The sequence below is a fragment of the Brenneria uluponensis genome, assembly GCF_032395385.1.
In the GTDB taxonomy this organism is placed as follows: domain Bacteria; phylum Pseudomonadota; class Gammaproteobacteria; order Enterobacterales; family Enterobacteriaceae; genus Prodigiosinella; species Prodigiosinella aquatilis.
This window is the reverse complement of the sequence record NZ_CP135917.1, coordinates 4,196,707-4,215,494: the sequence shown is the minus strand read 5'-3', so window position 1 is coordinate 4,215,494 and position 18,788 is coordinate 4,196,707. Positions and strand designations below refer to the sequence as shown.

Genomic DNA, 18,788 nt, shown 5'->3' with positions numbered 1-18,788 from the left:
CTGGTGGTTATCACCAAGATACAGTAGGCAAAGAGCATGGATATCGATAATAAACCACGTATTCACTGGGCGTGTCGACGCGGAATGCGTGAGCTGGATATTTCAATCATGCCATTTTTTGAGCATGACTATGACACACTGAGTGACGACGATAAGCGTAATTTTATCCGTCTATTGCAGTGCGACGATCCCGATCTGTTCAACTGGCTGATGAATCACGGTGAGCCAACGGATCAGGGCTTGAAGCATATGGTTTCCCTTATTCAAACGCGAAATAAAAACCGTGGTCCAGTGGCAATGTAATTTGCGGGTTTCCTGGCGTATGCAGCTTTTCTCATTGCTGGCGCACGGATTATTGGTGTTGCTGATTTTGCTGGCTCCTTGGCCAGATGGTTATGTGTCTGTCTGGCTGGGGCTGGTGACATTGGTGATGTTTGGTTTTATTCGCAGTCAACGGAATATTAAATCCCGGCATGGGGAGATTGTGCTATATAACGAAAACCATCTGCGTTGGCAGCACCGGGAATGGCAAATAACAAAACGTCCGTGGGTATTGAAAAACGGTATCCTGTTATCGTTGCGCACGACAGAGGGTAAAAGCCCGCGCCGCCGTAGTTTATGGCTGGCGTCGGACAGTATGGGGAACGAGGAGTGGCGTCATTTGTGTCATTTGCTGTTGCAGCATAAGAACTGGCAGAGTGATCGCCTGATGTAAAATGGTTTTTTGCGCCTTGCCGGCGTCTGTAATTTTCCTGCCTGGCCCGGTTCCTTCCCATTATTATCAATACTGTTGATACACTTTTTGCCCACCTGCATGATGTCTCGTGGCTGGGCGTTTGCAGAAAAATGACGGCAATGATTTACGGAGAGCACCGCAGCAGGTATCTTACGCGCCGTTCAATGAGAGAGAAGCTGATGACCACGCCCGCTGATAAAACTGTTCTGCACTCCCGTAATCGCCATCGCAGCCGTTATGATTTTACTACGCTGAAACAAAGTCATCCGGCGTTGATACCGTTCGTGAAAGTAAATGCCCATGGTGATGAATCGGTTGATTTTGCCGACCCACAGGCGGTTAAAACGCTGAACCAGGCGTTATTGCACCATTTTTACCAGATTGAGCATTGGATTATCCCGGCAGACTTTCTCTGCCCACCAGTGCCGGGGCGCGCGGATTATATTCATTACCTGGCTGATTTGCTGGCCGAGGATAATCAATCTGTCATACCGCGTAATGCATCAATCCTAGATATTGGCTGTGGTGCCAATTGTATCTACCCACTGATTGGTTATCGAGAGTATGGCTGGCGTTTTACTGCAAGTGAGATTAATCCTCAGGCGATGCAGGCGGCGAATGCCACCATTGAGGCGAACCCCGGTCTTAATCGTGCTATTCGGTTACGCCGTCAGAAAAACAGTAACGCGATTCTGACGGGGATCATCCACAAGAGTGAATCGTTTGATGCCGTTCTGTGTAACCCGCCATTCCATGCGTCAGCCGCCGATGCCCGACAAGGCTCGCAGCGTAAATTCCATAATCTTGGGCTGGACAAAAATTCGCCGCTGAATTTCGGTGGTCAACAGGATGAACTGTGGTGTGAAGGTGGAGAGAAAGCCTTTATCAGCCAGATGATCCATGAAAGCGCCGTTTTTGCCCGGCAGTGTCTGTGGTTTACGTCATTGGTTTCCCGTAAAGAAAACCTGCCAGATCTTTATCGTGCGCTGGAAAGTGTGGGCGTCGAAAAAGTGCGGACCATCAATATGGCGCAGGGACAGAAACAAAGCCGCTTTGTGGCCTGGAGCTTTTTTGATACATCAGCGCGTGCAAGATGGTTTCAGAAACGTTAGTCATTTGCCGGGAAAATAGCTGCAAACCGTAGCGGAGTCGGATTTCAGGGTGAGCGCGAGAGGTTCTGGCAGGGGCCTCGACGCGTGTCGGGCCCGTGTATAGTGGTCCTTTCGTGATGGCGTTGTTGTCGAACATAACGCATCGCGTGATGCGGTATCAGAGCCTGGTATTCACAGCAGTGACGCCATTTCCAGCAAAATCTGTTCACACCATTGCTGGAGGCGGTCATCGCTCAGGTCATATTGATTCACTTCATCCAGCGCCAGTCCGACAAAATGTTTACCATCCGCCGTTAATGCTTTCGGACTGATGAATTCATAACCTTCGGTCGGCCAGTAGCCGATAAATTTCACACCCAGTGGCCGTAATTGGTCATGCAACATGCCCAACGCATCAAGAAACCATTCGCTATACCCTAGCTGGTCGCCCATGCCATATAACGCCACGATTTTTCCCCGTAGATTCAGCTCGGGAAGCTGGGCCCAGATAGCCTCCCAATCTTCCTGAATTTCGCCAAAATCCCAAGTGGGAATGCCAAGAATCAGGATGTCGTACTCTTCCATGCGTTGCGGGGCGACATCTTTGACATTGTTCAACTCAACCAGTTCTTCACCCAGAATGTCGCGGATTTTCTCTGCCGCCATTTCTGTGTAGCACGTGCTGGAACCGTAAAAAAGACCGATATTCATAAGCAGTTGATGATTATTGAATGGATGAAGGATACCGTTTACCACGATGGGCAGAACGGTGTTATGGCCGCTAGCCTAACGGAATATCCGGTGCTCGTATAGACGAAATGATGATGCGGTTCAGGAATCGGTGAAGGCAATAGCGCCTTCACCGTGAAGATTAATCGAACGAGTGATGGCGAGTTTCTTTGGTCAGCAACAAGGCAATCAGCGTTAATGATGCCATTGCGGCCAGATAAACACCCACATAGAACAATCCATAGTGGTTGGTCAGCCAGGCGGCGATATAGGGTGCAACGGAAGCGCCCAGAATGGATGAGACGTTATAGGAAAACGATGCGCCGGTATAACGCACTTCCGTGGGGAACAGTTCCGGCAGCAGGGCACCCATCGGGCCAAAGGTTAATCCCATCATGCTCAGCCCGCACACCAGAAATGCCATGATCAGTATTTGATTACCCGAGCCCAACAGAGAAGGGAAAATCATCGCGAACACCAGCATTGCGCAGGTTACCGCGATCATGGTTTTGCGACGGCCAAAAATATCTGCCAGATGGCCGGCTATCGGGATCGTCAGGCCAAAACCAATGACCGCAATCATCAACATCCACAGGAAGTTATTACGTGGGATGCCTAGACCGACAGGAACTGGTGTAGTGCCGTATGTCATGGAGTACACAGTCATGATGTAGAACAGTGTATAGGTGGCCAACATGATGAAAGTGCCGAGAATTGTTGCTTTTAGGTGTTTATTTAACAGCGTACCTATCGGGATACGTACCTGCTTCCCGGCTTTGACCGCTTTGGCAAACACCGGTGTTTCATGTAGGGAAACTCGAACATAAAGACCGATGATGACCAGTACCGCAGAGAAAATAAACGGTACACGCCAGCCCCAGTTCATAAACTGCTCGTTGGTCAGTCCCCAGGAGAGCAGCAGGAAAGTGCCGTTAGCGAAGAAAAAGCCAATCGGCGCACCTAACTGTGGGAATGAACCATACAGCGCACGCTTATGGGCGGGGGCGTTTTCTGTTGCCAGCAGGGCGGCACCACCCCATTCACCACCTAACCCCAGCCCTTGTCCGAAGCGGGCCAGTGCCAACAGCAATGGTGCCATAACGCCGATAGACGCATAGCTCGGTAACAGGCCGATAAGCACGGTGGAAATACCCATGGTTAATAGTGATGCGACCAGTGTGGCTTTTCGTCCTATGCGGTCGCCAAAATGGCCGAACAGCGCCGAGCCAATGGGGCGCGCAATGAAGGCAATGGCAAAGGTGGCTAGTGATTGTAGCGTGGCTGCCGCGGCATCGCCCTGAGGGAAGAAAATATGCGGAAATATCAGCACTGCCGCAGTGGCATAGATATAAAAATCGAAAAATTCGATCGCGGTACCGATCAATGAAGCCACCACAACCTTGTTACGGGAATTAACCGGTGTGGCAAGAGCGTCATTTTCGATGGTGGATGTGATGGAGGCTTGCATAAGTTTTTCTTTTTTTTAACATACGAACGCGCATTCTATGCATAGAAAAAACTTCTTTTCAAACTCGGCTAACGTTGGTCGCCAGGCCTTGTAGGGCGCGTATCCCGGAAGATTGGGAAATGGTGAAACATAATTCCTTAACGTCTGGTTTTTGCCACAGGATGTTACAAATATGAGCGTTATTGCCGAATTGTACCCCGTTCATGCTTGTGGAAAATAATAGTGGGAAATTGACAGGCAAGGGTTGGTAATAGGGAGCGGCCGGCTCTGATGAGAAACGATACGCTTTGACCGGTGAAACCGTCTCGGGTGTACAGCCGTCCCTGGCTGTTGAACAACGACTAATAGCTGGTTTTTTGCTGCGTTGCAGCGGCTGTGGCGGGTTTGAACTGCGCCAGACGCGCATCCAGCGCCTGTGTATAGAGCATGGTATCTACGCCAACCGCTACAAAATTGGCTCCCCAGGCAATACATCGCTTCGCCATGTCGACATCTACCGCCAGAAAACCGGCGGCTTTGCCAGCGGCGCGAATGCGTCGGATACTCTGTTCGATAATTCGCTGTACTTCCGGGTGGCCTGAATTATCGGGGTAGCCCAGTGACGCAGAGAGATCGGCGGGGCCGATAAAAATACCGTCAATGCCTTCTACTTCCAGCAGCTCGTCCAGATTATCCAGCGCGGTTTTACTTTCCGCCTGAATCAGCAGACACAGCTCTTCATTGGCTTTCGCCATATAGTTTTCTACTCTGCCCCAACGTGCGGCACGGGCAACGCTGGCGCCGACGCCACGTATGCCATGCGGCGGATAACGGGTCGCTGATACCACGTCCCGCGCCTGTTCAGCGGTATCCACCATGGGGATCAGCAAGGTACGCGCACCGATATCCAGTACCTGCTTGATGACACTGCGTTGCCCTTCTACCGGGCGGATAACGGGTTGGCTACGATAGGGCGCAATGGCCTGGAGCTGATGATAGAGATCCTGCATCGTGTTGGGTGCGTGTTCTCCATCGATCAGTAGCCAGTCGTAAGATGATGTTGCGGCTATCTCTGCCAGATAAGACGATGTACTGCTGAGCCACAGGCCGATTTGTACCTCTCCATTCTGGAGTCCCCGTTTGAACGGGTTGGCTAATACCTTGTTGTTTAAGGCATCCTTTTCTAATTCACTGTTCATAATAATCCTTACTTCAGGTGGTACTTTAGCGATTGACCTGGGTCGTCAGCGTTGCCCTTTTTGCCACACTCAGGGTGAGAATAATCAATGCGCCAACAATCGCGACGCCTGCGAGGGCCAATAGTCCGGCAGCACTGCTATGGAAGAACGATTCGGCATTAACACGGATAAGTGGTGCCAGAAAACCGCCAACTGCGCCGAATAAATTGACAAAACCAATCCCTGCCGCCAGTGCCGTACCGGAAAGCAACTGCGTCGGCATGGTCCAGAACACCGGTTGTACGGCGATACACCCGACTGCCGCCACACACAAAGCGATCATCGCCAATATAGGGCTGACGAGGCCGGAAATACCAATACCGAATGCCGCTGCCAGTAGCGTCATCGCGGCGAGGTTGCGACGGTTGCCGGTTTTATCAGAGTAATAGGGAATAAGTAACGTACCAAACAGCGATGCTATCCAGGGAATGGCGGCAACCAGAGAGACGATAAAGCCGACTTTGGTGCCCATCAGCGCTGCTACCTGCGTCGGCAGGAAGAAGATCAATCCATATACTGCAATCTGAATGGTCATGTAAATAATGGCTAATTGCCAGACCCGACCATTGGTGATGGCATCGGTAAAACGAGAGGCGGTTTTTTTCTCCTCTTCCCCTGCCAACTGGGTGATTAATGCCTGTTTTTCTTCTGCGCTGAGGAAGCGTGCCTGTTGTGGTGTGTCATCAAGATAGAAGAATGTCACTAGTCCGGCAATGACCGCTAGTCCGCCTTCGATGATGAACATCCAGTACCAGCCAGGATGCCCCATAAAACCATGCATCTCCAGTAGCGCGCCGGATAGCGGGGAACCCAGCGTCAACGCCAGCGGCGCCCCCATGTAAAACAGTCCCATGATCCTGGCTCGATGGTTTTGTGGGAACCATTGCGAGGTCAGATAAATCATGCCGGGAAAGAAGCCAGCTTCCGCCGCACCCAATAGGGTACGTATGAGCAAGAATTTGGCTTCGCTATCAGCATATCCCATCACGGCGGAGAGCAAACCCCATACCAGGGCGGTGCTCCCAATCCAGCGACGAGCTCCCCATTTGCGCATCAACAGGTTGGCTGGGACGCCGAGGAAGGCGTACACCACAAAGAAAATACCGGCACCCAGTGCATACGCCTCGTTGCTCAGACCGGTATCAAGCTGATAAGCCTCTTTGGCAAATCCGATATTGGAGCGATCGAGAAATGCCAGGATGTATAACGACAACATGAACGGAATCAACCGCGCACGGTTCTTCTTCACCGCACTTTCCAGAACGGTATTCATAGTATGTGTCCTCGTCAGAGGTGATGTGTGGCCACGGTCCGCCAGCAGTAATGGGGCCCGTGACGGCGCAATTAGTGGGTATAAGGGCGCAGCAGGCCGAGATCCCGGTTTAACTCGACGCCGAATCCCGGTTTATCAAGCACTGACTTGTGCATACGACCGTTTACCGGCACCGGCTCATTGAGCAGGATGGGGTCGAACTGCGGACGTAGGGTGGAGCAGTCAGGGCTGGTCATCAGGAATTCACTGAACGGTGTATTGGTAAAGGTGATCACCGCGTGATGGGAATAGACGGATGATCCGTGCGGAACCACTAGCTGGCCGCGAGATTTGGCGATAGCGGCAATCTCGACCAGTGTGGTCAGGCCGCCACACCAGCCGACATCCGGTTGCATGATATCGATGCCGGTTTCCGCCAGTGTACGGAAGGATTGCAGTGTGCCGTGGTGTTCACCGCTGGTGACCATCATTCCTGCCGGCACGCTGCGTTTCAATTCCCGGTAGCCTTCATATTGCTGTGGCGGCAGACACTCTTCGATCCATTTCAGGTTGTAAGGCGCGCAAGCGTGGGCGAGTTTGGTGGCGTAGTTGACGTCCTGACTCATCCAGCAATCAAGCATCAGCCAGAAGTCCGGTCCGCATTTTTCGCGGAAATCCGCCACCATGGCCGTGTCTTTGCGGATGCCTTCATCGCCATCGTGCGGTCCCCAGTGCGTGGGCATTTTGCCGCCGATAAAGCCCATTTCTTTGGCGAGGTCGGGACGTGCGCCAGTCGCATAGAAACGGATCTCGTCACGTACTGCGCCACCCAAGAGTTTATACACTGGCAACCCCACGACCTTGCCAAACAGATCCCATAGCGCCAAATCAACGCAGGAAATGGTGTTCATCACCAGACCGCCGGAACCGGAGTAGTACATGGTGGCGTTCAGCATCTGATCGTGGATCAGCTTGATGTCGCTGACGCATTTGCCTTCAATGAAGCGGTTGAGGTGTTTTTCGACGATAAAACAGCCCATTTCACCCGCGGTAGACACCGCAAAGCCCGTTTGGCCGTTATCCGCTTCCACTTCCACCACCAACGTACCCAGCACGTTGATCCCGAAAGACTGACGTGACTGTTCATACTGCTTGTATTTGCTCATCGGTGTGGCGATGTGATCGTCGATCCAGTGGTTGCCACCCTGATCGTGGTAATCGGCGCCACCGCTGCCTTTTTCTGCGGTGGCTCCACCCAGGGTCCAGGCGCGGATATGTTTGATAGTAGGTAAGGTCATCTTTCATTCTCCACTATTGTAGTTATATATAAGGTTTAGGCTGTTTGGGAATCGAACGGACTTCTCCAACCCAGTAAACGGGAAATATCCCTGGCGCAGGCGAGGGTTTGGCTCGCGAGCAGATCACGGTTGTCGTTATTGATTTGCAACCGTGTTCCTACTGCCGAAATGGCGGCAGTGAGTTCGTTACGACTGTTGAATACCGGTGCGGCGACGCAGCGAACATCTCGATAATCTTCGCCATTGTCATAGCTCCAGCCCTGGCGGCGAATATGGTTGAGTTCGGTGTGTAATTGCTCCGGTGTCGTGATGGTGCTGGGGGTTTTGGCTGTGAAGTCGAGATTGGCGATAATCTTTTCGCGCTGTTCTTCCGGCTGCCAGGCGAGCAGACATTTGCCGATACCCGAACGCGAGAGCGACAGGCTTTTCCCTTCATGTGAACGCACACTGATGGTGGAAGAGGATTCGACTTTCAGAATGTAGTAGGCGTTCCCATTGTCAATGATTCCCAGATGACAAAGCAGGTTGGTCTGCTCCATCAATTGTGTCAGGCGTGCACGGGAGATTTCACGCAGATCGATTTTGCTAAGCGCGTGTTCTGCCAACTCCACCAGTTTTGTCCACAGGCAATAGTTATCGTTGGTATCCACAGAGATGAAGCGATGCCGCTTCAGTTCAGCCAGCAACAGATAGGCGGTGCTTTTCGGGATGGTGAGTTCAGCAATGATCTCTGCGGCTGAAAGTGGACCTCGGTGGGCAATCAGATTCATGATCTCTATCGCGCGGGTCAGCGCCGGAACTTTGCTTGATTCCAACATATTGGACTCCTGTCTTGCTTAGTGGAATCAGTATTGTGGGTTCTCTTCAGGTATTATGTGACGGAGGTCATGTAACCGTAGGTGGTGCGAAAAAACGGGAAAATAGCATTTATAATCGTGAGCAACTTCACGGATTTTTTTTGTTTTGAGTACAACAGGTTGTACTGACAATTCATATTACGGAGCCGTCTTCATTTTTTGTTGGCGTAACATGGGGGGTATTCAGTGTGGTTTTATTCCATTCACGTTCTGTTGCAACGGAAAATAGGCTGTAGAGACAGATAAGCGTCAGCCGAAAGATAAAGAGGAAAAGCGTATGCATGAACAGGATCAGGCATTGATTGAGCAGTTTCTCGATGCCTTATGGCTGGAGCGGAATCTGGCGGAGAATACGCTGGCGTCTTATCGGCTGGATTTGCAGTCGCTGGCCGAGTGGCTGGCGCATCACGACAATCATCTATTGCAGGTTCAATCACTGGATTTACAAGCATTTTTGGCGGAACGGATCGAGGGTGGCTATAAAGCGACCAGTTCGGCTCGTCTGTTGAGTGCCATGCGGCGCCTGTTTCAATATCTTTATCGGGAAAAACAGCGGCTGGACGATCCTAGTGCGGTGCTCTCTTCTCCCAAGTTACCGCAGCGTTTACCAAAAGACTTGTCGGAGGCGCAAGTCGACTCTCTATTGAAGGCACCCAGCGTCGAGCAACCGCTTGAACTGCGGGATAAAGCCATGCTGGAAGTGTTGTACGCCACTGGGTTGCGTGTCTCTGAACTGGTGGGACTGACCATCAGTGATGTCAGCCTGCGTCAGGGGGTGGTGCGCATAGTCGGAAAAGGTAACAAGGAACGGCTGGTGCCGCTGGGGGAAGAAGCGGTTTACTGGCTGGAGCAGTACCTGGAATACAGCCGTCCCTGGTTACTGAATGGTCGGACACTGGATATCATGTTTCCCAGTAACCGGAGTCAGAAAATGACACGCCAGACTTTCTGGCATCGTATCAAGCACTATGCGATTCTCGCCTCTATTGATAGTGCGAAACTCTCTCCGCATGTTTTGCGTCATGCCTTTGCGACCCACTTATTGAACCACGGTGCCGATTTGCGGGTTGTACAGATGCTGTTGGGTCATAGTGACCTTTCCACCACGCAAATTTATACACATGTCGCGACAGAGCGCCTTAAACAACTGCATAAACAGCATCATCCTCGGGCATGACAGACCATTTACGGATATGATGGCTGACGAAGACCTGCCATAACGGATTAGCCCGGCGCATGCGCCTTACCGATAACAGGATTAACGAATGAAAAAGAGTGTATTACTGCTTTCTTTGTTGGCTACCAGCGTAACCGGGCTGGCTCACGCCGATGATGCGGCAATCAAACAGACACTGGCCCGTCTGGGGATGCAGAATGCAGAGATTCAGGACGCTCCGGTCAATGGGATGAAAGCGCTGCTGACCAACGGTGGAGTGTTGTATATCACTGAAGATGGCAAACACCTGCTACAGGGGCCGCTATATGATGTCAGCGGTAAGACACCGGTCAATGTCACTAATCATGCGCTGAAAAATAAAATGGATGCCTTGCAGGATCAGATGATCATCTACAAGGCGGCGGATGAAAAGCACGTCATCACGGTATTTACCGACATCACTTGTGGTTACTGTCGCAAGCTGCATGAGCAGATGAGCGATTACAACGCCTTGGGCATTACCGTGCGCTATCTGGCGTTTCCACGGCAAGGGCCTCACTCGGAGACAGCAAAAGATATGCAGTCCATCTGGTGTGTCGCCGATCGCAAAAAAGCGTTTGATGCTGCGATGAAAGGGGATGATATCTCCCCGGCTACCTGCAAGACCGACATCACTGCGCAGTACCAGCTTGGCGTATTGTTCGGTGTGCGGGGTACGCCAGCTATCGTGATGGACGATGGCACGGTAGTTCCAGGTTATCAGGATCCGAAAGAGATGCTTGCTATGCTGGAAGCGCATAAGGCTTCACTGAAGTCAGGTGATTAAGTGGAATTTATTACCCAGCTCCGTCGCCGTCCGGCGGCGGAGCACATTGATTTACCCGTTTCTCTGCCGCCTTTGTTACGCCGACTGTATGCTCAACGTGGCGTTAAGGCGGCACAAGAGCTGGAACGCAGCCTGCGGGGATTATTGGACTACCACTTGCTGGACGGTATTGAACATGCGGTTGATGTGTTACAGCAAGCACTGGCCGACAACCTTTGCATCGTGATCGTCGGCGATTTCGACGCCGACGGTGCCACCAGTACCGCATTGACGTTGTTGGCGCTGCGCAGTATGGGCGGCCGTCATATTCAATATCTGGTGCCAAATCGTTTTGAGGATGGCTACGGCCTGAGTCCGGAGGTGGTGGCGCAGGCGGCGGCAAAAGGCGCGGAATTAATCGTTACCGTGGATAACGGTATCTCTTCCCATGCCGGTGTGGATGATGCCCATCAGCGAGGCATTAGCGTACTGGTGACTGACCATCATCTGCCGGGTGAAACTCTGCCTGCCGCCGATGCCATGATTAACCCCAATTTGTCCGGCTGTGCGTTTCCGTCCAAATCGCTGGCGGGCGTCGGTGTGGCGTTTTATCTGATGATGGCGCTACGTGCCAGACTGCGGGAGACTGGCTGGTTCGTGCAACAGGGATTGTCCGAGCCCAATCTGGCAGAATTGTTGGATTTGGTGGCGCTTGGCACTGTTGCTGATGTGGTACCGCTGGATGCGAATAACCGCATTCTGGTCGCGCAGGGGTTAAGCCGTATTCGCGCGGGAAAATGCCGTGCGGGTATCCGCGCCTTGCTCGAAGTGGCTAATCGTGATGCGAGTAAATTGGCCGCCAGTGATCTGGGCTTTGCGCTGGGACCGCGGTTGAATGCGGCAGGACGGCTGGATGATATGTCCATCGGTGTAGCGTTGCTGCTGAGTGATGACATAGTGCAGGCGCGGATGCTGGCCAATGATTTAGATGCTCTGAATCAGACCCGGCGTGAAATTGAACAAGGAATGCAGGTGGAAGCGCTGCGTCTGTGTGATCAGTTGGAACACAGCCGTGACGCATTACCCTATGGGCTGGCAATGTACCACCCGGAATGGCATCAGGGTGTGGTCGGCATTCTGGCGTCACGTATCAAAGAGCGCTTTCACCGGCCGGTGATCGCTTTTGCGCCTGCCGGTGACGGTATTCTGAAAGGTTCAGGACGCTCGATTGCTGGCTTGCATCTGCGCGATGCGCTGGAGCGACTGGATACGCTTTATCCCGGTTTGATGCTGAAATTTGGCGGCCATGCGATGGCCGCCGGATTATCGCTGGAGGAGACCCGTTTTGATGAATTCCGGCTGCGTTTTGGTGAGTTGGTGGGCGACTGGCTGGATGCATCGCAGTTAGAAGGTGTGATCTGGTCGGACGGAGAGCTGGAATTACCCGATCTGACGCTGACTACCGCGGAAATGTTGCGTGAGGCTGGTCCGTGGGGGCAGGCATTCCCGGAACCGACATTTGATGGACGCTTTCGTCTGTTGCAGCAAAAACTGGTGGGAGAACGTCATCTGAAAGTCATGGTGGAACCGCTGAACGGCGGGCCGCTGCTGGATGGTATCGCCTTTAACATCGACACGTTGTTGTGGCCTGATATCAGCGTACGGCAGGTGGAGATGGCTTATAAACTGGATGTTAATGAATACCGCGGCAAACGTTCGGTACAGTTACTGATCGAACATCTGTGGCCGTTGTAATGCCGATTCGTGGTTATATCCTGTTTTTGTCTTTGCTCTGGTCTCGGCATCTTGCCAGCCAGAGCCCGATCGCGTCGGATAGCGTCAAAATCTGTACAGATTGCTATAAACCCTGAGCTTAATCCGTTAGAATTGATGGTTTAAATGCATTCCGTCATCTACGACTTAACGTAAGATCCTAAAAATCATGTTTGAAATTAATCCGGTAAAAACCCGCATTCAGGACCTGTCTGAAAGAACAGCCGTCCTTAGGGGGTATCTTTGACTACGATGCCAAGAAAGAACGCCTCGAAGAAGTAAACGCCGAGCTGGAACAGCCTGACGTCTGGAGTGAACCAGAACGTGCACAGACGCTGGGGAAAGAGCGCTCCTCGCTGGAAGCCATTGTCGAAACTATCGACCAGATGACACAAGGACTGGACGATGTAACTGGCTTACTGGAGCTGGCGGTGGAAGAGGACGACGAAGACACCTTCAACGAAACCAACGCCGAACTGGATATTTTGGAAAATAAACTGGGCCAGCTTGAATTCCGCCGCATGTTCTCTGGCGAGTATGACAGTGCAGACTGTTATCTTGATATTCAGGCGGGCTCTGGCGGTACAGAGGCCCAGGACTGGGCCAGCATGTTGGTGCGCATGTATTTGCGCTGGGCGGAAGCCAAAGGTTTCAAAACCGAAATCATTGAAGAGTCTGATGGTGAAGTCGCTGGCACCAAGTCTGCCACCATCAAAATTATGGGTGATTACGCATATGGTTGGCTGCGTACTGAAACCGGCGTACACCGTTTGGTGCGCAAGAGTCCATTTGATTCCGGCGGTCGTCGTCATACCTCCTTCAGTTCCGCTTTCGTCTACCCTGAAGTGGATGACGATATTGATATCGAAATCAATCCTGCGGACCTGCGTATTGATGTTTACCGTGCCTCCGGGGCGGGTGGTCAGCACGTTAACCGAACCGAGTCTGCGGTACGTATTACCCATCTTCCTACCAACATTGTTACTCAGTGCCAGAATGACCGTTCCCAGCATAAAAACAAAGATCAGGCGATGAAACAGTTGAAAGCCAAGCTGTACGAGTTTGAAATGCAGAAGAAAAATGCTGAGAAACAGGTGATGGAAGACAGTAAGTCTGATATCGGCTGGGGAAGCCAGATTCGATCCTATGTGCTGGATGATTCCCGTATCAAGGATTTACGTACCGGAGTGGAAACGCGAAATACTCAGTCGGTACTGGATGGTGATCTGGATAAATTTATTGAAGCAAGTTTAAAAGCGGGGCTATAAGGAATCCACATGTCTGAACCTCAATCACAGGGTGCCGAGCAGGCGCAGGATCTTAATAACGAACTGAAAGCACGTCGTGAAAAACTGGCAGCGCTGCGTGAAAAAGGCATTGCATTCCCGAATGATTTTCGCCGAGACAGCATCTCTGAACAACTGCACGTCAGTTACGACGATAAAGAAAATGAAGAACTGGAAGCACTGAATCTTGAAGTCACGGTGGCTGGCCGGATGATGACCCGCCGTATCATGGGGAAAGCCTCTTTCGCGACGTTACAGGACGTTGGTGGCCGTATTCAATTGTATGTTTCCCGTGATGATCTGGCGGAAGGCATTTACAACGAACAGTTCAAAAAGTGGGACTTGGGGGATATTCTCGGCGCACGCGGTAAGCTGTTCAAAACCAAAACCGGCGAGCTCTCTATTCACTGTACTGAACTGCGTCTGTTAACCAAAGCGCTGCGTCCGTTGCCGGATAAATTCCACGGTCTGGCGGATCAGGAAACCCGTTATCGTCAGCGTTATCTGGATTTGATCGCTAACGAGGAGTCCCGTCACACTTTCCGCATCCGTTCAAAAGTGATGGCGGCGATCCGCGGCTTTATGGTTGGTAACGGTTTTATGGAAGTGGAAACGCCGATGATGCAGGTTATCCCCGGCGGTGCGGCGGCTCGCCCGTTCGTGACTCATCACAATGCGCTGGATATTGATATGTATCTGCGCATCGCGCCGGAACTGTATCTGAAACGTCTGGTGGTGGGAGGGTTTGAGCGCGTATTTGAAATCAACCGCAACTTCCGTAATGAAGGCGTTTCCCCGCGTCATAATCCTGAGTTCACCATGATGGAGCTTTATATGGCGTATGCCGATTATAAAGACCTGATTGTGTTGACGGAAAGTCTGTTTCGTACGCTGACGCAGGACGTGCTAGGCACGACGACCATACAGTACGGCGATCAGACTTTCGATTTCGGCAAACCGTTTGAAAAGCTGACCATGCGCGAAGCGATTTGCAAATATCGGCCGGAAACCGATGTCGCCGATCTGGATGATTTTGATAAAGCCGCCGCGATTGCTCAATCTTTGGGGATCAAAATCGAGAAAAGCTGGGGCTTAGGCCGCATCGTCACCGAGATCTTTGAAGAAACGGCGGAAAGTAATCTGATTCAACCCACCTTCATTACTGAATATCCGGCGGAAGTTTCTCCGCTGGCTCGTCGTAATGATCAGAACCCGGATATTACTGATCGTTTCGAGTTTTTCATCGGTGGTCGTGAAATTGGTAACGGTTTCTCCGAGCTGAATGATGCGGAGGATCAGGCTGCACGTTTCGCCGATCAGGTTCGAGCCAAAGACGCGGGCGATGATGAAGCCATGTTCTATGATGAAGATTATGTCACGGCGCTGGAGCATGGTATGCCGCCGACGGCAGGTCTGGGTATCGGTATCGACCGTATGGTAATGCTGTTCACCAATAGCCATACGATACGCGACGTGATCCTGTTCCCGGCCATGCGTCCGCAGAAATAATCACTGCAACTATCGTGATATCAAAACCGGTGCCTTATGCACCGGTTTTTTTGTCACATTCTCTGCTGATTGCTGTACTGGCAGGTTGATTGCTCAAACCGTATGCAGTTGGCTGGGTTTTTGTCTTGCCCGGCAAACAGATAGCGTTATAATGCAGTGCAATTTATTATGCGAGCGTAGTTCAATGGTAGAACGAGAGCTTCCCAAGCTCTATACGAGGGTTCGATTCCCTTCGCTCGCTCCAAAAATAGTCTAATCTCATACTCCTTACCAAATTTTATCCTCAATAAATTTTTTCTTTTGCGTTGCGGTTGTTTCTGCGCCGTGATGTGACTGCGCGTGCACGAACGGACATGGTAAAGCAAGGATGGTTGGCGCCAGACGCGCGTTGGGCCAGTAATGTCTATACTAATGGCATTATGGCGGCAATGAGTACCGATACGAGAGCGACAGAGGAAACGTCAGGCATCTAACTAGTGTGGTCAAGGAGTAAACATATCGGGTAATTCTCTTTCTAACGGCGTATTATTAGCCACCCATCTATGGTGAGGAAACCGTGATGTCTTTTTTGGATGGATTAAAACTGTTTAATGAGCGGAAAGTTTCTATCGCGTGTCCTAAATGTGCCTATGTGACTAAACAGACAGCCTCAAAAATCAGTAAGGATGTTACGCTGATTTGCCCTAACTGCGGCACGCTTTTTTTGCCTAAAGATGCGAAACCGTCGTAAATTCTAGAATATAGAACCTATAGGTTTTATTAAAATAATACATTATTAGCGTTGACCTGATTTATTAGAAGGTATGCGATTTATTTATGTGAAAATAAATTATTTATATATTTTTACAATTTTCATGGGCGGGTTATTTTTATCATTATTTTCATGATGGCAATTTTAATTATGAATAAAAATCATCGGTGATTTATTTGAAAGGCTATCTGTGATGTCGTGGAATAATGGATAGTGAAATGATTATATTGACCCCCATGTTGAATGCAAAAAGAACAATCCACATTATATGGATTGTTTTTTTTATGAAGCTTAGCTGCTCAGAGATATACTTTCATTGCTGTTATAAGCTTCGTTGGCGCATACTGGTTACAGTATAACGACATTACCTGCTGACGGTCCTTTCTGGCCATTCTCAATAGAGAATTCCACATTCTGACCTTCATACAGTGTTTTGAAATCATCACTCTGGATAGCGGAGAAATGTACGAATACATCTTTGCTACCATCAGCAGGGCTGATAAAACCAAAACCTTTATCGGCGTTAAACCATTTTACTAAACCAGTCATTTTATTAGACACAGATATTTCCTTTATAATTTTTTCCACAAAATGTGGGTATTATGGCCTGCCTTCGAGATAGCTTATGATGCACTTAGGTGAGACCTATGAAGAAGAGATATCTATGATAGCGCTTGAACTGAGGACTGCTTTACTAAAACTGCTTACATAAGGTCTGACTTGCAAACCGATGGCGCTATTAACACACATCTGATGCTCATTAAGCAAGCTTTATTTTTATAAAGTTCAATAATCCTTAAAAAGTCAGTAGTAAAAAGTCGAAGGAAAGCATAAATACTCAGTGAAATGATTATCGTCATGAATGGTATCGTTATGATTTGTAGCATGATATTTATCATAGATCGTTGTCTTGGATCCTTCCTCAACAAATGGTGGGTATAAGAGAAATAAAATCTCTCCTGAGATAAACCAAACCGTTTATATCAATGTATTCGTAGCGTTATAAAAAGTAATTAAAAGTGGCATTTTTAAAATGTCTATTGGCAGTGGGTTTGTTATGTTGGTATTTATTTGAAACTAACTTTCAATAAGATATCAAGTGCAGTATGGTTAGCGGAGTGTTGGAGTTGACGGTGAATATTTCACTCTGATGGAATGTTTTTTGAGGATGAACGTTATGTCTGAATTCAATGTGTATAGCAAAAACTGCCCAGCCCGCTTTGTACTGGATCGTTTATCTAACAAGTGGGCGTTATTGATTTTGGATCGCTTAGCAGATGAACCGGTACGATTTAACCAACTGCGACGGGATGTCGAAGGAATATCTCAGAAGGTGTTGTCACAGACACTGAAAAATCTGGAACGTGATGGTCTGATTCACCGGCAGGCTTTCGCTACGGTACCGGTGACAGTGGAATATTCCATTACCTCGTTGGGGCAAACATTAGTTAAAACCATTAACGAATTAACACATTGGGCCGAAAACAATATCGAGGTGATAATGCAGTCTCAGCAGCGTTATGATGAGGCTAATGTCACCGAGCCACTCGCTTAACAGGAGTCAACCCGTGGTGTTTTACACCTTGCTCAATGGACATGTAGAATGTGCGCACTGTTTCCCTGTTAATTTGATTTCATTATCAGACAGTCAGAAACACATGATAATCAACAATTGAATTGAAATTTGTCTTTCAAGCGCGGTACTAAGGGCGAGAGCGTGATTGAGGCTTGTCAGTTGTCGCTTCGGATTAGCTCTTGTCGGACCCGAGCAATTTCGTCATTGGATGTAATAGCATGAAAATACTGGTTACAGGCGGGGCCGGGTTTATTGGTTCCTCGGTAGTTCGTCATATCATTAAAAATACGGCGAATGCTGTTGTTAACGTTGATAAGCTTACCTATGCGGGAAATCTGGAGTCACTGACCGATATCGAAAACCACGAACGGTATACGTTCGAGCAGGTCGATATTTGCGATCGGCCCAGAATGGATCACGTTTTCCAGGTACACCAGCCAGACGTTGTCATGCATCTGGCTGCAGAATCGCATGTTGATCGCTCAATTGATGGCCCGGCTGCCTTTATTGAAACGAATATCGTGGGAACTTATACCCTGCTGGAGGCTGCTCGTACTTACTGGAATACATTAGGTACGGGGAAAAAATCTGGATTTCGTTTCCATCATATCTCTACCGATGAAGTCTATGGTGACCTGGAAAGTGCTGACGGGCTTTTCACTGAGTCGACATCTTATTCTCCAAGCAGCCCTTATTCTGCTTCCAAGGCGTCAAGTGATCACCTGGTTCGGGCATGGTATCGGACTTATGGTTTGCCGACCATCATCACTAACTGCTCGAATAATTATGGCCCCTACCATTTTCCGGAAAAGCTCATACCACTAATGATTCTTAATGCGCTTGAAGGGAAACCGCTACCTGTCTATGGCGATGGAATGCAGATTCGTGATTGGCTATTTGTTGAGGATCATGCCAGAGCCCTTTATAAGGTCGTTTCCGAAGGGAAAGTCGGGGAGACGTACAATATTGGCGGTCATAACGAAAAAACCAATATTGGTGTGGTGAAAACAATATGTGCACTGTTGGAAGAGTTAGTTCCCAATAAGCCCCAGGGCGTAAAGGCGTACCAGGACCTGATTATTTATGTTAAAGATCGGCCCGGTCACGATGTTCGTTATGCTATTGATGCCGGGAAAATTGCACGCGAGCTTGGCTGGGTACCGGAAGAAACCTTCGAGTCCGGGATTCGCAAAACAGTAGAGTGGTATTTGAATAATCAGAGCTGGTGGAGCCGTGTCCTTGATGGTTCTTATAGCCGTGAACGTCTAGGTGCGGGGGGATAAA

The 18,788-nt window shown here is 49.9% G+C and carries 18 protein-coding genes and 1 tRNA gene; 12 read left to right on the top strand and 7 right to left on the bottom strand.

From position 1 onward, the window contains the following. Window positions 1-36: 36 nt before the first annotated feature. The 3 genes from sdhE (at window position 37) to rlmF (ending at window position 1,848) form a co-directional block, all read left to right on the top strand. Window positions 37-303, top strand: coding sequence for an FAD assembly factor SdhE (gene sdhE, locus RS889_RS19505; RefSeq protein WP_021014431.1), 267 nt, complete (start codon window positions 37-39; stop codon window positions 301-303). Beyond that, window positions 284-715, top strand: coding sequence for a protein YgfX (locus RS889_RS19500; protein ID WP_315708435.1), 432 nt, complete (start codon window positions 284-286; stop codon window positions 713-715). Before sdhE ends, RS889_RS19500 begins: the two co-directional genes overlap by 20 nt. Before the next feature lie 200 nt (window positions 716-915). Next, complete coding sequence (rlmF, locus tag RS889_RS19495) at window positions 916-1,848, top strand: 23S rRNA (adenine(1618)-N(6))-methyltransferase RlmF (protein ID WP_315708434.1); 933 nt, start codon at window positions 916-918, stop codon at window positions 1,846-1,848. A gap of 171 nt (window positions 1,849-2,019) precedes the next feature. On the opposite strand, the gene fldB is transcribed toward rlmF, so the two are convergent. The 6 genes from fldB to RS889_RS19465 all read right to left on the bottom strand — a co-directional run bounded on the left by fldB (window position 2,020) and on the right by RS889_RS19465 (window position 8,609). Further along, on the bottom strand, window positions 2,020-2,538 hold the full coding sequence (gene fldB, locus RS889_RS19490; RefSeq protein ID WP_315708433.1) for a flavodoxin FldB: 519 nt from the start codon (window positions 2,536-2,538) through the stop codon (window positions 2,020-2,022). Window positions 2,539-2,698: 160 nt separating this feature from the next. Further along, window positions 2,699-4,024, bottom strand: coding sequence for an MFS transporter (locus RS889_RS19485; RefSeq protein WP_315708432.1), 1,326 nt, complete (start codon window positions 4,022-4,024; stop codon window positions 2,699-2,701). Between the two features lie 341 nt (window positions 4,025-4,365). Then, window positions 4,366-5,202, bottom strand: coding sequence for a 2-keto-3-deoxy-L-rhamnonate aldolase (yfaU, locus tag RS889_RS19480; protein ID WP_315708431.1), 837 nt, complete (start codon window positions 5,200-5,202; stop codon window positions 4,366-4,368). A 25-nt stretch (window positions 5,203-5,227) separates the two neighbouring features. Continuing rightward, complete coding sequence (locus RS889_RS19475) at window positions 5,228-6,514, bottom strand: MFS transporter (RefSeq protein WP_315708430.1); 1,287 nt, start codon at window positions 6,512-6,514, stop codon at window positions 5,228-5,230. A gap of 71 nt (window positions 6,515-6,585) precedes the next feature. Next, window positions 6,586-7,791 (bottom strand): L-rhamnonate dehydratase, encoded by a 1,206-nt coding sequence (rhmD, locus tag RS889_RS19470; protein ID WP_021014438.1) that lies wholly within the window; start codon window positions 7,789-7,791, stop codon window positions 6,586-6,588. Between the two features lie 35 nt (window positions 7,792-7,826). Continuing rightward, window positions 7,827-8,609: an IclR family transcriptional regulator gene (locus RS889_RS19465; protein ID WP_315708429.1), complete on the bottom strand. Its 783-nt coding sequence runs from the start codon at window positions 8,607-8,609 to the stop codon at window positions 7,827-7,829. Between the two features lie 316 nt (window positions 8,610-8,925). On the opposite strand from RS889_RS19465, the gene xerD reads away from it, so the two are divergent. From xerD to RS889_RS19430, 7 genes are all read left to right on the top strand, one after another. After that, window positions 8,926-9,825: a site-specific tyrosine recombinase XerD gene (gene xerD, locus RS889_RS19460; RefSeq protein WP_021014440.1), complete on the top strand. Its 900-nt coding sequence runs from the start codon at window positions 8,926-8,928 to the stop codon at window positions 9,823-9,825. 88 nt (window positions 9,826-9,913) lie between these two features. Further along, window positions 9,914-10,630 (top strand): bifunctional protein-disulfide isomerase/oxidoreductase DsbC, encoded by a 717-nt coding sequence (dsbC, locus tag RS889_RS19455; protein WP_315708428.1) that lies wholly within the window; start codon window positions 9,914-9,916, stop codon window positions 10,628-10,630. Then, entirely contained in the window at window positions 10,631-12,364 is a 1,734-nt protein-coding gene (recJ, locus tag RS889_RS19450; protein ID WP_315708427.1) for a single-stranded-DNA-specific exonuclease RecJ, read from the top strand. A 187-nt stretch (window positions 12,365-12,551) separates the two neighbouring features. Continuing rightward, window positions 12,552-13,650 (top strand): peptide chain release factor 2 gene (gene prfB, locus RS889_RS19445; protein WP_315708426.1). Its coding sequence is split into 2 segments (ribosomal slippage): window positions 12,552-12,626 and window positions 12,628-13,650, totalling 1,098 coding nucleotides; the frame shifts between segments, so codons are not numbered across the junction. Window positions 13,651-13,659: 9 nt separating this feature from the next. After that, window positions 13,660-15,177 carry a lysine--tRNA ligase gene (lysS, locus tag RS889_RS19440; protein WP_315708425.1) on the top strand — a complete coding sequence of 506 codons (1,518 nt, stop codon included), beginning with the start codon at window positions 13,660-13,662 and terminating at the stop codon, window positions 15,175-15,177. 170 nt (window positions 15,178-15,347) lie between these two features. Beyond that, window positions 15,348-15,421, top strand: a tRNA-Gly gene (locus RS889_RS19435). Between the two features lie 315 nt (window positions 15,422-15,736). Further along, window positions 15,737-15,907 carry a YnfU family zinc-binding protein gene (locus tag RS889_RS19430; RefSeq protein WP_021014445.1) on the top strand — a complete coding sequence of 57 codons (171 nt, stop codon included), beginning with the start codon at window positions 15,737-15,739 and terminating at the stop codon, window positions 15,905-15,907. A 369-nt stretch (window positions 15,908-16,276) separates the two neighbouring features. Here the strand turns inward: RS889_RS19430 and cspE are convergent, their stop codons facing one another. Further along, window positions 16,277-16,489, bottom strand: a complete 213-nt coding sequence (gene cspE, locus RS889_RS19425) for a transcription antiterminator/RNA stability regulator CspE (protein WP_021014446.1) — start codon at window positions 16,487-16,489, stop codon at window positions 16,277-16,279. A 616-nt stretch (window positions 16,490-17,105) separates the two neighbouring features. Between cspE and RS889_RS19420 the strand changes: the two genes are divergently transcribed. Together RS889_RS19420 and rfbB are read left to right on the top strand one after the other, a co-directional pair. Next, the gene (locus RS889_RS19420; RefSeq protein ID WP_315708424.1) at window positions 17,106-17,483 is read left to right on the top strand and encodes a winged helix-turn-helix transcriptional regulator; all 378 of its coding nucleotides are present in this window, start codon (window positions 17,106-17,108) and stop codon (window positions 17,481-17,483) included. Between the two features lie 239 nt (window positions 17,484-17,722). Next, window positions 17,723-18,787, top strand: a complete 1,065-nt coding sequence (gene rfbB, locus RS889_RS19415) for a dTDP-glucose 4,6-dehydratase (RefSeq protein WP_315708423.1) — start codon at window positions 17,723-17,725, stop codon at window positions 18,785-18,787. Window position 18,788: the final 1 nt, after the last annotated feature.